Source organism: Rhodospirillales bacterium, from assembly GCA_016699855.1.
Taxonomy (GTDB): Bacteria; Pseudomonadota; Alphaproteobacteria; order Reyranellales; family Reyranellaceae.
The window spans coordinates 5,239,817-5,252,143 of record CP064988.1 but is presented as its reverse complement, the minus strand read 5'-3'; the positions used below and the strand labels follow the sequence as shown (position 1 = coordinate 5,252,143).

The 12,327-nt window shown below is 71.0% G+C and carries 12 protein-coding genes and 1 pseudogene; 5 read left to right on the top strand and 8 right to left on the bottom strand.

What is annotated here, in order from left to right; genetic code table 11:
• Positions 1 to 13: 13 nt before the first annotated feature.
• From IPK81_24930 to nthA, 3 genes are read left to right on the top strand one after another with little or no spacing between them, the layout of a single operon-like run.
• On the top strand, positions 14 to 337 hold the full coding sequence (locus IPK81_24930; GenBank protein ID QQS12658.1) for a nitrile hydratase subunit beta: 324 nt from the start codon (positions 14 to 16) through the stop codon (positions 335 to 337).
• A complete protein-coding gene (locus IPK81_24925) occupies positions 334 to 621 on the top strand; it encodes a nitrile hydratase subunit beta (GenBank protein ID QQS12657.1) in 288 nt (95 codons plus the stop codon). The genes IPK81_24930 and IPK81_24925 overlap by 4 nt, the downstream gene beginning before the upstream one ends.
• Positions 622 to 630: 9 nt before the next feature.
• The gene (gene nthA, locus IPK81_24920) at positions 631 to 1,344 is read left to right on the top strand and encodes a nitrile hydratase subunit alpha (protein ID QQS12656.1); all 714 of its coding nucleotides are present in this window, start codon (positions 631 to 633) and stop codon (positions 1,342 to 1,344) included.
• Positions 1,345 to 1,533: 189 nt separating this feature from the next.
• Here the strand turns inward: nthA and IPK81_24915 are convergent, their stop codons facing one another.
• From IPK81_24915 to kdsA, 3 genes are all read right to left on the bottom strand, one after another.
• Positions 1,534 to 3,213 carry a hypothetical protein gene (locus IPK81_24915; protein ID QQS15263.1) on the bottom strand — a complete coding sequence of 560 codons (1,680 nt, stop codon included), beginning with the start codon at positions 3,211 to 3,213 and terminating at the stop codon, positions 1,534 to 1,536.
• Positions 3,213 to 3,965, bottom strand: coding sequence for a hypothetical protein (locus IPK81_24910; protein QQS12655.1), 753 nt, complete (start codon positions 3,963 to 3,965; stop codon positions 3,213 to 3,215). Before IPK81_24910 ends, IPK81_24915 begins: the two co-directional genes overlap by 1 nt.
• Positions 3,966 to 4,040: 75 nt before the next feature.
• Positions 4,041 to 4,889: a 3-deoxy-8-phosphooctulonate synthase gene (gene kdsA, locus IPK81_24905; GenBank protein ID QQS12654.1), complete on the bottom strand. Its 849-nt coding sequence runs from the start codon at positions 4,887 to 4,889 to the stop codon at positions 4,041 to 4,043.
• Between the two features lie 151 nt (positions 4,890 to 5,040).
• Between kdsA and IPK81_24900 the strand changes: the two genes are divergently transcribed.
• On the top strand, positions 5,041 to 5,544 hold the full coding sequence (locus IPK81_24900) for a hypothetical protein (protein ID QQS12653.1): 504 nt from the start codon (positions 5,041 to 5,043) through the stop codon (positions 5,542 to 5,544).
• 240 nt (positions 5,545 to 5,784) lie between these two features.
• Here IPK81_24900 and IPK81_24895 read toward each other — a convergent pair whose 3' ends face one another.
• From IPK81_24895 to IPK81_24880, 4 genes are read right to left on the bottom strand one after another with little or no spacing between them, the layout of a single operon-like run.
• A complete protein-coding gene (locus IPK81_24895; protein ID QQS12652.1) occupies positions 5,785 to 6,012 on the bottom strand; it encodes an alpha/beta hydrolase in 228 nt (75 codons plus the stop codon).
• Between the two features lie 40 nt (positions 6,013 to 6,052).
• Positions 6,053 to 6,610 (bottom strand): alpha/beta fold hydrolase, encoded by a 558-nt coding sequence (locus tag IPK81_24890; GenBank protein QQS12651.1) that lies wholly within the window; start codon positions 6,608 to 6,610, stop codon positions 6,053 to 6,055.
• The gene (locus tag IPK81_24885; protein QQS12650.1) at positions 6,603 to 7,832 is read right to left on the bottom strand and encodes an MFS transporter; all 1,230 of its coding nucleotides are present in this window, start codon (positions 7,830 to 7,832) and stop codon (positions 6,603 to 6,605) included. The genes IPK81_24890 and IPK81_24885 overlap by 8 nt, the downstream gene beginning before the upstream one ends.
• Positions 7,833 to 7,846: 14 nt before the next feature.
• On the bottom strand, positions 7,847 to 8,662 hold the full coding sequence (locus IPK81_24880; GenBank protein QQS12649.1) for a class I SAM-dependent methyltransferase: 816 nt from the start codon (positions 8,660 to 8,662) through the stop codon (positions 7,847 to 7,849).
• 177 nt (positions 8,663 to 8,839) lie between these two features.
• On the opposite strand from IPK81_24880, the gene IPK81_24875 reads away from it, so the two are divergent.
• Positions 8,840 to 10,441, top strand: a complete 1,602-nt coding sequence (locus IPK81_24875) for a winged helix-turn-helix domain-containing protein (GenBank protein QQS12648.1) — start codon at positions 8,840 to 8,842, stop codon at positions 10,439 to 10,441.
• 172 nt (positions 10,442 to 10,613) lie between these two features.
• Here IPK81_24875 and IPK81_24870 read toward each other — a convergent pair.
• Positions 10,614 to 12,243, bottom strand: a pseudogene (locus tag IPK81_24870) (CTP synthase).
• Between the last annotated feature and the right edge of the window lie 84 nt (positions 12,244 to 12,327).

Genomic DNA, 12,327 nt, shown 5'->3' with positions numbered 1-12,327 from the left:
GACGGAGGATCCGATGCGCAGCCATCACGACATGGGCGGCATGCCGGCGGGACCGGTGGCGCCGGCCGAGCACGACTACCAGCTCTGGGAGAAGCGCGTCGACGCGCTGATGGTGCTGTGTTCCAGCAAACGCATCTTCACGGTCGACGAGCTGCGCAAGGGCATCGAGGCGCTGCCGCCCGACGCCTACGACCGCATGACCTACTACGAGCGCTGGATCGCCTCGATCTGCTCGGCGCTGATCCACCGCGGCGTCATCTCGATCGACGAGGTGCGGGCTAAACTGGCGGCGATCGAGGCCGACCCGGCCGCCTATCTCGGCGAGGCGGCGCCGTGAGCGCGGCGTACGCCCCCGGCGAGCGGGTGGTCGTGCGTCGGGGCGACCCGCCGGGGCACCTGCGCACGCCGTCCTACATCCGCGGCAAGTCCGGCGTGGTCGAACGGGTGTGCGGCGCGTTCCGCAATCCCGAGGAGCTCGCCTACGGCCGCAGCGGCGAGCCGAAGAAGACGCTCTACCGCGTGCGCTTCGCGCAGACCCACGTGTGGCCGGACTATTCCGGCCCCGCCGCCGACACCATCGACATCGAGCTCTACGAGCACTGGCTCGAGCGAGCCGCCTGAGAGGCCGCCATGGCGCACGACCACACCCACGACGATCATGGCCACCACCACGGCCACGACCACCAACATCACGACCACGACCATGGCGACGGTCCGCACGTGCATGGCGGCGCCGAGGGCCATCCGCACCGCGCCGACGCCGACGACACGCTGACCTACCACCGCCGGCTGGAGATCGCCGTGCGCGAGCTGCTGGTCGAGAAGGGCGTGCTGACGGCAGACGAGATCCGGGGCGCCGTCGAGCGCATGGACGCGCGCGGCCCCCATCTCGGCGCCCGCGTCGTCGCCAAGGCGTGGACCGACCCGGACTTCAAGGCGCGGTTGATCGCCGACGGCACCTCGGCCTGCGTCGATGCCGGCATCACCTTCGACCAGTCGACGCGGCTGATCGTGGTCGAGAACACGCCCGACACGCACAACCTCGTCGTCTGCACGCTGTGCTCCTGCTATCCGCGCATGGTGCTGGGCATTCCGCCGGACTGGTACAAGAGCCGCGCCTACCGCAGCCGCGCCGTGCGCGAGCCGCGCGAGGTGCTGCGCGAGTTCGGCACCGAGCTGCCCGACGGCGTCGCCGTGCGCGTCCACGATTCCACGGCCGACATGCGCTATCTCGTGCTGCCGCGCCGTCCCGAGGGCACCGAGGGCTGGAGCGAGGACAAGCTGGCGTCCTTGGTGTCGCGCGACTCCATGATCGGCGTGACCGTGGCCGCGACGCCGGGCTGAACGGGCGGCCGCGCACCGCCACCGGTCGACCGGGAACGCCTTCGAGAGACGCGATCGGCTACGCCGTTTCCGTCATCCCTCGCTGCGCTCGGGATGACAGCGGGCGGTCGTCGGCGTGGTCCCGACAAACACCATCCGCTGCGCCGCGTAGCGGCGGACTACGCCGCTCCCACTCCCGCTCCCGCTCCCTCAGTACCAACGGCTGCGCAGACCGTGGCGCTGCTTCCAGTCCTCGGTCTGGGCGATGCGGTCGCAGGGGAACGCCTCGGGCGTCTTGCGGACGCCGCCGGAATCGTCGACCCAGCCGAACAGGTGGCAGTCGGCGCGCGGCGCGCCGCTTCCGCCAGCGACGTTGAACCACACGACCACGGCGATGGCGGCCGCCTTGCCGCCGGCTTTGGTCGCGTCGCCGTAATCCTCGATCTGGAAGCGGTCGACCGAGATCTGCGCCTTGGTACCGCGCGCGGTCTTGAACCACTGCGCGAAGGCGGCGAACTCGTCGGCCACGGCGCCGCTCTTACCGTCGGCGGCGATGAAGGCCTTCAGGTCGGCGACCAGCGCCACCGCCAGCGGCTCGACCTTGGGCGCCAGCGCGCGGCGGCGGTCGGCGGTGGTGATCGGCACCCCGGCCTGCTTGCGGATCTCCTCCCATTCCGGCGGCGTCAGCCAGCCGGTGTGCGGCGTCGAGGCCGCCTGCCGCTGCCGTAGGGCGGCGTCGAGGTCGCGCAGCGGTCCGTCCTCGCCGAACGCCGCGCCGCAGTCGCCACGCTGCGCCGCCGCCAGCGCGCCGGCCCGGTCGAACGCCACGATCTCGACCAGCTCCGACGCGACGTTGGCCGGCAGATCGGCGCGCCAGCGCGCGAGCGCCACCCGGATCGCGGGAATCTGGTCCTCGTCGAGACCGACCGCGCAGACCTTCGTGCCGGCGGGGTTCAACAACAGCAGGCCGACACCCTTCAACGTGCCGTCGCGCAGGCCGGCGGCGACGGGGTTCGGCTTCTCCGGCGGTGGCGCCTTCTCGGGCTTCAGCGTGTCGAGCAGGCTCAACCGCTTCGCCACGACGTCGGTCACCAGCGGGATCACCCTCGCCGGCGGCTTCGTCTGCAACTCGCCGCGCTGGACGGCGAGGATATCGAATGGCCGTCGGCCCTCGGGACACGGCGCGGTCGCGAGGTCGCGCGTCGCGCGGTTGGCGCCATGGCGGGCGAGCGTCGTCTTGATCGCGGCGGGCGCCTCGGGTCCGCCCTTCCAGTCGAGCGCGTGGCACGGCACGTAGGCGCCGTCGCGGAAAGTCGGCACGCCGCGGAAATTGCGCGCCGCGTTCGGCGCCTCCTCGGTGTCGTTGATGAACAGCAGGATATCCTCGGCATCGCCGTTCGTCAGTTCGCGCAGCTTCGCCGCCACCGCGGCGCTGGCCGGCTGCGCCGGGGGCGGCGTCGGTGGCGGCTTCACGGCGGCCGGCGGGTCGACCGGCACCACCTCCGGCTCGATAGCCGGCTGGACCGGCACCGACGCCGCCGTCGGCGGCGGCCTCACCGCGGCCGGCGGGTCGACCGGCACCACCTCCGGCTTCACCGGCGCGACGATCTGCGGATCCGCCGTCGCGGGTGGCGGCACCGGGCGCGGTGGCTGCGGCTGCGCGACTGGCGGCGGTGTCACGGGCGGCGCCGGACGCGGCGGCTGCGGCTGGGCGACCGGTGGCGTCGGCCGCGGCGGCGCCGGCGTCGTCGGGCGCGGGGCGCCCTGCCCTTCCCACATGCGGCGCAGATCGTCGGCGCTCTGGGCCCTGACGTCGGGGAGAGAGATCGTCAGGGCGACGCAGGCGGCCGCCAGACCGCCGACGATCCGCATGGGCAGGCGCGCGCGCATCACAGGCTGCCGTACATCGACGTGGCCGGCGCGGAAGGCAGGCCGATCACCATGTTCACCGGGCCGCCCTGCGGCGTGCGCCCGCGTCCGATCGTGTGCTCCTTGGGCTTGCCGCGCACCAGGCTGAGGTCGCCGCTGGCGGTGAACCGGCCGCCGAAGCACGACAGCGAGTAGTTGCCCGCCGTCGCGCCGGGCGTGTTGACCGTGCCCGTGCAGGCCGGCTGGCCGCGCGGCGTGAAGATGGTGAGCTGGCCGCTCGAGCCGGGCCGGAACTGGAGGTCGAACTCGGCGTAGCCGTGGACCGCGACCGAGCGGCCGCCGGTGTCGCGGTAGAACAACGACACCGGCGCGTAGCCCATCCTCGGCAGCTCGTCGGCGCCGAGCCGGTACTTGTCGCGCGCGATCACGATGCGGCAGTCGCAGGCGACCGCGTAGTTCTCGGACAACGAGCCGTGGTCGCGCCGCTTGGCGTTGCACCTGTTCACCGCCTCGTTGCGCGTGTCGCGGTCGGACATGCTCGGTTTGGAGTAGATGTCGACGTAGAAGTACGCGCACTGCCTCGGCATCGGCATCGTGACGTACTTGTGCTGCGCGATCTTGGTCTCGGCGCTGCGGAAATAGCGCTCGCGCAGGTCGGGGAAGCGCAGGAACACCGGATCGCCCTCGTTGACGATCTGCTGCGCGCCGGCGCCGCCGGCCGCCAGACCCAGGGTCGCGGCCAGCCCGACGGCCGCCAGAATTCGGGACACCATGCGCATATCCAGCCTGCCTCCGGTTACCGGGCGATTGTCGGATCGCAGCCGCGCCGCTGTCAACGCGCGGCCGCGTCAGAGGGCGATCGGCCGCGCCTTGGCCAGCCGGTCGAACGCCATCAGATCCTCGAGCAGCCCGCGAAGCTGCCGCAGCGGCACCATGTTGGGGCCGTCCGACGGCGCCTTGTCGGGATCGGGATGGGTCTCGATGAACACGGCCGCGACGCCGATGGCGATGGCGGCCCGCGCCAGCACCGGCACGAACTCGCGCTGGCCGCCCGACGTCGTGCCCTGCCCGCCGGGCTGCTGCACGGAATGGGTGGCGTCGAACACCACGGGATAGCCGCCGCGCGCCATCACCGGCAGGGACCGCATGTCGGACACCAGCGTGTTGTAGCCGAAGCTGGCGCCGCGCTCGCACTGCATGACGTTGTGGTTGCCGGTCGACACCACCTTGTCGACCACGTTCCGCATGTCCCACGGCGCCAGGAACTGGCCCTTCTTGACGTTGACGGCCCGGCCGGTCGCCCCTGCCGCCAGCAGCAGGTCGGTCTGGCGGCACAGGAAGGCGGGGATCTGCAGCACGTCGACCACCTCGGCCACCGGTCCGCACTGGTGCGGCTCGTGGACGTCGGTCAGCACCGGTAGGCCGGTGGCGTCGCGCACGTCGGCCAGCGCCGCCAGGCCCGCCTCCATGCCCAGTCCGCGCGCCGTGGCGCCGGAGCTACGGTTGGCCTTGTCGAACGAGCTCTTGTAGATCAGCCCGATGCCCAGCGCGGTGGATATCTCCTTCAGCGCCGCCGCGACCTCGAGCGCGTGCTGGCGGCTCTCGATCTGGCAGGGCCCGGCGATCACCGCCAGCGGCCGGTCGTTGGCGATCTCCACCGTGCCGACGCGGACCGTGCGCGGGGACGTGCTCGACATGCTTGGGCGCTCCGTGGCTACGGCATGGGTGATAGGCGGTACGCGCCGGCTTGCCAAGACGGCGGCCTCTGGCCTCGGCCGCCCCATGTGACTACCTGATCGTGGTGATGTCGTGGCGCGGCCGGCGCCACCCCGGCCGGAGGAACCGCCCATGCCGCCCGACGAACGCGATCCCGAGGAGATCCTCGAGGTCTCCTCCCCCGTCTGCTACGCGGGCGAATACGACGCGCCGCCTCCGGCGCCGCTGGAGGGCACCGAGCTGGCTGCGTTCCTCGACGTGCTGGTGGAGAGCGAACGGGCCGGCGCCCGTGTGCTGGCGCGCTGGTGTCACGAGGGCGCCGAGGGCGCCGGCGTTGATCCCGCCGTCCTGGCGGCGGTGCGCGACGACGAGGGCCGCTTCTGCGCCGGCCTCGGCGCGCATATGCGGCGGCTCGGGATGGCGCCGTCGGCCGCGACGGGGAAATTCTACGACAAGGCGATGACGATGGCGGCGTGGCCCGACCGGCTACGCTTCCTCGACAAGGGCCAAGGTTGGGTGGCGCGCGAGATCCGCGAGAAGCTGCCGCGCGTCGCCGATCCCGACCTCGCCGCCTTCCTGCGCGACATGCTCGACCGCCACGAGCTCAACCTCAGGCTCTGCGCGCCGCCGGCGTAGGCGAGCGGCGGACCGCTCCCTCGAGGCGCTGGCCGGGCGAGGCGTCTTTCCAGGCACCCGCCGAGGATCGACGGCGAGGTCGCGCCCGACCACGACAGAGCGCGTCACGGCCAACGCCACGGGATCGAGAGTATCTCCGGCTGGTTCAACGGCCGGCTGCCAGCCAACACCAGCCATGACCGATATGCGCGCACCTTCATGTCCGCCGTCACCGCCGCCGTCGATCCCCGTCTAGCCTCATCAACCCGTCCTGTCCTCTGCCCAGCGCAGGTGGTTCTGGATCACCGCGGCGACGGCGTCGGGGTGCGTGAGCGGCGACATGTGGCCCGCGCCGTCGATCACGATCTGACGCGCGCCCCGGACCGCCTCTCGAAGCAGCTCGGTGGTCCTCCGGTCGACGGCCGTCGTCCCCCGGCCGTAGACCATCGTCGCCGGAACGCCGATGCGCCGGCACTCCGCGAGCCCCATGCGGTTGTTCAGATTGGAGATGAACGCTTCCTTGGTCTGGTCAGACTGCTCGAGGAACCTCTGACGTCTCGACCGCGGTAGATTTGACCACGTGCCCACGCCATTGCGGCTGTCGATGAAGGCCTCCCAGCCGTTCTCGGGGCGCCCCTCGTCGACGGCCGCGATGAAGGTGCGCGACCTCGACGCTGGCGGGATAGAGCGGATCACCAGCGTCGCGCAGTAGATGGGAGATGACCGGCTCGATCAGCACGAGCGAGCGGACGAGCTCGGGGTGGCGCAGGGCCAGCCGGGTGGCGGTCGCGCCGCCATAGGAATGGCCGACGATGTCGATGGCGCCGGCACCTATGGCGGCGCGGACGACCTCGGCAACCATGTCGGCCTGCAGATCGTGCGTCAACGCGCCCTTCGCCGGCCACGCCTCGGTGGCGCCGAACCCCAGGAGGTCGGGCGCGATCACCGTGCGTACCGGTGCCAGGGCCGGCGCGATCCGCTCCCATTGCGCGCTGGACGAACCGCCGGAATGGAGGAGAGCGACCGCCGCGCCCTCGCCCCACGTCCGGTAGCGGACGAGCGCGCCGTTGAAGACAATCTCACGCATGCGACGCCTCCTGCGCCCGGAGCCGCGGCACGGGCTCCTCCCGGATCGGCCAGTGCGCCAGCGCCGCGGCGAGACCCAGCGCGATCGATATCCACCACATCGCCGCGTACGAGCCCGTCGCGTCGAACAGGACGCCGGCCATCCAGACGCCGAGGAAGGCGCCGGCCTGGTGCGCGAAGAAGACGACGGCGTAGAGCGTCGCCAGCCATGTCGCGCCGAAGAACGTGGCGACGAGGCCGCTGGTGAGCGGCACCGTCGCCAGCCAGAACAGGCCGAGCAACGCGCTCAGGACGACGAGCGTCGGATCGTTCATGGGCAGCAGTAGAAAGCCGCCGAACACGGCGCCGCGGCCCAGGTAGATCAGGGCGAGGGCGTGTCTACGCTGCATGTGGCGGGTCGAACGGCCGGCGAGATAGGTGCCGACGATGTTGGCCGCGCCGACGGCCGTGAGCGCGGCCGCCGCCACCCAGCCCGCCATGCCGAGGCTCGCGGCGTAGGCCGGCAGATGGGCGGCGTAGAAAGCGACCTGGAATCCGCACACGAAGAAGCCCGCGATCAGGAGCCAGTAGCTGCGCAGGCCGAAGGCCTCCCTGGCGGCCGCCTTGAATGGCTGCGGTTTCTCCTGCCCGATCGCGCGTTGGTCCTTCGCGGCAATGACGAACGCGAGCGGCAACGCCGCGCCGAGGGTCGCGACCATGACGAGGACGCTGCCCTTCCAGCCGAGGACCTCGATGAACAGATGCGTGTACGGATAGATCACGAAATTGCCGATGCCGCCGGCGACGCCCAGGGCCGCGATCGCCGCCGTCCGATCGTCGGGCGCGGCGGCGCGGCCGATCGCGCCGACCATGACGCCGATGCCGCAGCTCCCGGCGCCGACGCCGATGCACACGCCGCTCCACATCAGGTCGCCCGCGCTGGAGGCCGCTTGCATCAGGAAGTATCCGAGCATCATGAGGCAGATACCCGCGACGGCGACGCGGCCTGCGCCGTACCTGTCGGCCGCCGCGCCCGCGGCGATCCCGACGGCGCCCCAGATCAGGTTCGCGACCGCCATGGCGGTCGAGAATGGCTCGACGCCGGTCCCCAACGCCCGCGTCACGTGCGGCATGTAGAGGCTGGTCGCCTGCCGCAGGCCCAGCGTCAGGCCGACAATCACCCCGCAGGCGACGATCAACGTCCACAACGACGGCGTCCGCCGCGCGGGGGCGGTCGGGGACATCCGGCCGATCCCGCCTACCGCAGCGTAACCACGACCTCGAGGTACGCGCTCGGCACGACGAGCGAGTCCGCGCCGCCGCGATTCATCCGCTGGAGAAGCTCGACGAGGTCGGCCTCCAGAGCCGCCTGTCCGCCGGCGTCGAGCGCCGCGAACGCGCGGTTCGTGGGGCCATAGTAGGCCTTGAAAACCTCAAGCCAGTGGTCCGCGGACCGGTAACGGAAATTGAAGATCTGCCGCGTGGCCTCGACGTGGTGCCCGGGGAATAGCTCCAGTAGCCGAGCCTCGGTTCCCCACAAGGCCGGGGAAGCGACGCCGGCCGGCGGCGGAACATGCCGGCCGATGGTCTTGAACAGCTGGCCGATGAAGCCGTCCGGCGTCCAGTTCGCGAGCCCGATCCGCCCGCCCCGGCGGCAAACGCGGGCCAGTTCGCGCGCGGCGCGCTCCTGGTCGGGTGTGAACATCACGCCGAACGTCGACAGCGCGACATCGAACGCGCCGTCGTCGAACGGCATCGCCTCGGCGTCGGCCTCGCGGAACGCGATGGTCAGGCGTTCGGCGGCGGCGCGCTCGCGGCCGCGGTCCAGCAGCGCGCCGACATAGTCGCTGGATGTGACCACGGCCCAGCGGCGCGCGGCTGCCAGCGAGATGTTGCCGTTGCCGGCGGCGACGTCGAGCACCCGCTCGCCGGCGCGCAGATCCAACGCCTCGCAAAGACGTTCGCCCACGATCTGCAACGTGGTGCCGACGACGCTGTAGTCGCCGGCCGCCCAGGTCGCCTGTTGGCGCCCCTTGATGGCGGCGAAGTCGGGTGCGGAAGCGGTGGTGGTCATGAGCCTTCCTCCAAGGCCGCCGGGCCGCGCCGCGTGGGGCTGGCGCTGGATTGAGCCGGGGACGCTTGGATTCTGAAAGCGGCCCCACTACGCTGCTTGGCGGAACCTTGGAGTTTCTCTGGAGAATTTTCGGATTTTCCCGAGGCGACGAATCAGGCGGGTCACTGGTCCGATCCCATGCTGCTGTCGGTCAATTCCCACGTCATCGACACGGCGACGCGCGAGGTCAGGCGCGCCGGGAGGCCTATCGCGGTCGAACCGAAGGTGTTCGACCTCCTGCTGTTCCTGATCGCCCACCGCGATCGCGTGCTCGCCAAGGACGAGATCGTCGAGCGGATATGGGCCCGGCGCGCCGTCTCCGACGCCGCGCTCTCGAGCTGCGTGAAGGCCGCTCGCCGGGCGCTGGGAGACGACGGCAGAGCGCAGAGCGTCATCCGCACCGTCCATCGCAGGGGATTCCGTTTCATCGGGGCGGTCGCGGAGGATGCGCCACCCGTCGCGGCACCGGGAAGTGGCGTCGCGCCGGGCGACGATCCCGGGGGCGCCCCGCCGCCCGGCATGGCATTGCACCAGGATCTGACGCCACCGCGCGAGCCGTCGATCGTCGTGCTGCCGATCGAGATTCTGAGCGCCACGGAGGGTGCTGGCACCGTCGCCGACGGAATCGTCCAGGACATCATCACGGGCCTGGGCCGCACGCGCAGATTCTTCGTCATCGGCCGCGGCACGGCATTCGCGCTGCGCGGCCGGGCCGGCGACCCTCGGGACGTCGCCCGCTCGCTCGGCGTCCGCTACATACTCAGTGGCAGCCTCCGCTACGACGGTCGTCGCATCCGCCTGAGCGCCTCGCTGGCGGACGCGGTGGAACCGTTCGAGGTCTGGGCCGACAGCTTCGACCGCGCGGTCGACGACATTCTCGCCCTCCAGGACGAGGTCTCCGAGCTGATCGTCAGCCGGGTGCAGACGCGGATCGAGGACTCCGAGCGTCGCGAGGCGATGCGGCGGCCGATCGCGCGGCTCGACGCGTGGAGCGCCTACTACCGCGCCCGCTGGCATCTCGACCGCCACACCGCGCGCGACTACGACGAGGCGGAGGGTCTCCTCGGCGTGGCGGCGCGGCTCGATCCCACCGCGGCGCGGATATTCGCCGGCCTCTCCTTCGTGCACCGCCAGCGCGCCTTTCTGAACCTGACCACCGACCGCGGAGCCGAGGTGGAGCGGGCTGTCGACCTCGCCCGGCACAGTCTTTCACTCGACCCGCAGGACCCCCAATCCCACTGGGCGTTCGGACGGGCGTTGATGCTGCGCTGCGAGGTGGAGGCGGCCCGACAGGCGTTCGAAACCTCGACATCGTTGAATCCGAGCTTTGCCATCGGCCAATATTCGGTGGGCTTCGCCCACGCCATGGCTGGCACGACGGGGACGAGCGACGAAGCGCTGGCGAAGGCTCTGCGGCTCAGCCCGATCGATCCCATGCGGTTCGCGATGCTCGCGACACACGCCTTCAACTGCGTCCGCTCGGGCGAACCGGAGCGGGCCGCGGACCTCGCGCGGCTGGCGGCCGCGCAGCCGAACGCGCACTACCACATCTTCGCGATAGCCGCTCTGTGCGGCGCTCTCGCCGGGCAGCGGCAGGACGCCGGGCGCCATCTACGGCGCCTGCGCGGAATCCGTACGGACTACACGAGCGCGGACTTCTTCGACGCGTTTCCGTTCCAATCCGAGGCGCACATCGCGATGTTCCGCGAGGGCTTCAAACTGATCGGGATCCCGCCGTGACCTCGCGCCGCGCCGGCGCCACCTAACCTGGTCCAGTTCTGACCTCCTCGATCGGATTCGACGGCCTTGGCCGGAGCGGAGCGACACCTCTCAACGATTTGCCGATGGTCGAGCGCTACAAGGTCGAACGCACCAAGATCCCACGGAGATAGCGAGGCCCCCCGGCGGCCGCTCACACCAGCCGGCTCTGCTTCTTGGCGGCGGCGATGAACGACGTGAACAGCGGGTGCGGCGCGTGCGGGCGCGACTTCAGCTCGGGATGGTACTGCACGCCGATGAACCACGGATGGTCGGCGATCTCCACCGTCTCCGGCAGCACGCCGTCGGGCGAGAACCCGGCGAAGCGGAAGCCGACCTGCTCCAGCCGCTCGACGTAGCCGGTGTTGACCTCGTAGCGGTGGCGGTGGCGCTCGGAGATCGTGGTAGCGCCGTAGATCTCCGCGATGCGCGAACCGGCCGCCAGCTTGGCGTCGTAGGCGCCCAGCCGCATCGTGCCGCCGAGGTCGCCGCCGGCCATGCGGCGCTCGAGCTGGTTGCCCTTCAGCCATTCGGTGATCAGGCCGACGACGGCCTCGTCGCACGGTCCGAACTCGGTCGACGAGGCGTTCTTGATGCCGACGAGGTTGCGGGCCGCCTCGATGACGGCCATCTGCATGCCGAAGCAGATGCCGAAATACGGCACCTTGCGCTCGCGCGCGAACTTGGCCGCCTGGATCTTGCCCTCCGCGCCGCGCTCGCCGAAGCCGCCGGGCACGAGGATGCCGTGCACGTTCTCGAGATGCACGACCGCGTCCTCGCGCTCGAAGATCTCGCTGTCGATCCACTCCAGCTTCACCTTCACGTCGTTGGCCACGCCGCCGTGGGCCAGCGCCTCGCCCAGCGACTTGTAGGCGTCGAGCAGCACCGTGTACTTGCCGACGATGGCGATGCTGACCTCGCCCTCGGGCTCGCGGATGGTCCTCACCAGGGCGCGCCAGCGGTCGATGTCCGGCTCGGCCTCGAACGGCAGGTGGAAGTGGCGGCAGACCTCGCGGTCGAGTCCCTGGTCGTGGTAGGCGATCGGCACCTGGTAGATCGTCGAGACGTCGCGCGCCTCGATCACGCATTCCGGCCGCACGTTGCAGAACAGCGCGATCTTGCGCCGCTCGTTGGGCGGGATCTCGCGGTCGCTGCGGCACAGCAGCAGGTCGGGCTGGATGCCGACGCTGAGCAGCTCCTTGACGGAGTGCTGCGTCGGCTTGGTCTTCAGCTCGCCGGCGGTCGGCACCCATGGCAGCAGCGTCAGGTGCACGTACATCGTGCGGTCGCGGCCGAGCTCGTTGCCGAGCTGGCGGATCGCCTCCAGGAACGGCAGGCCCTCGATGTCGCCGACCGTGCCGCCGATCTCGACGAGGACGAAATCCTCCTTGGCCGTGTCGGCCAGCACGAACTCCTTGATGGCGTCGGTGATGTGCGGGATCACCTGCACGGTGGCGCCGAGGTAGTCGCCGCGGCGCTCCTTGGCGATCACCGTCGAGTAGATGCGGCCGGTCGTGATGTTGTCGCTCTGGCGGGCGTCGACGCCGGTGAAGCGCTCGTAGTGGCCGAGGTCGAGGTCGGTCTCGGCGCCGTCGTCGGTGACGAACACCTCGCCGTGCTGGTACGGGCTCATCGTGCCCGGATCGACGTTGAGGTAGGGGTCGAGCTTGCGCAGCCGCACGCGATAGCCGCGCGCCTGCAGCAACGCCGCGAGCGCTTGCCGCCATGAGACCCTTGCCGAGCGAGGAAACCACGCCGCCGGTGATGAAGATGAAGCGCGTCATGGACCTTCCACCTACTACGGGTGGGGGCCCCGGTCACCCCGATGCGCGGCCGCGCTGTGGAAAAGCGACGCCGTCCGCGGCGGC

Bases quoted from the DNA above. Each gene is read 5' to 3' on its own strand.
- nthA (QQS12656.1), top strand. From the start codon at position 631: ATGGCGCACGACCACACCCACGACGATCATGGCCACCACCACGGCCAC.
- IPK81_24890 (QQS12651.1), bottom strand. From the start codon at position 6,610: ATGCGTGAGATTGTCTTCAACGGCGCGCTCGTCCGCTACCGGACGTGG.
- IPK81_24895 (QQS12652.1), bottom strand. From the start codon at position 6,012: ATGGGGCTCGCGGAGTGCCGGCGCATCGGCGTTCCGGCGACGATGGTC.
- IPK81_24885 (QQS12650.1), bottom strand. From the start codon at position 7,832: ATGTCCCCGACCGCCCCCGCGCGGCGGACGCCGTCGTTGTGGACGTTG.
- IPK81_24880 (QQS12649.1), bottom strand. From the start codon at position 8,662: ATGACCACCACCGCTTCCGCACCCGACTTCGCCGCCATCAAGGGGCGC.
- IPK81_24930 (QQS12658.1), top strand. From the start codon at position 14: ATGCGCAGCCATCACGACATGGGCGGCATGCCGGCGGGACCGGTGGCG.
- IPK81_24915 (QQS15263.1), bottom strand. From the start codon at position 3,213: ATGCGCGCGCGCCTGCCCATGCGGATCGTCGGCGGTCTGGCGGCCGCC.
- IPK81_24875 (QQS12648.1), top strand. From the start codon at position 8,840: ATGCTGCTGTCGGTCAATTCCCACGTCATCGACACGGCGACGCGCGAG.
- IPK81_24900 (QQS12653.1), top strand. From the start codon at position 5,041: ATGCCGCCCGACGAACGCGATCCCGAGGAGATCCTCGAGGTCTCCTCC.
- kdsA (QQS12654.1), bottom strand. From the start codon at position 4,889: ATGTCGAGCACGTCCCCGCGCACGGTCCGCGTCGGCACGGTGGAGATC.
- IPK81_24910 (QQS12655.1), bottom strand. From the start codon at position 3,965: ATGGTGTCCCGAATTCTGGCGGCCGTCGGGCTGGCCGCGACCCTGGGT.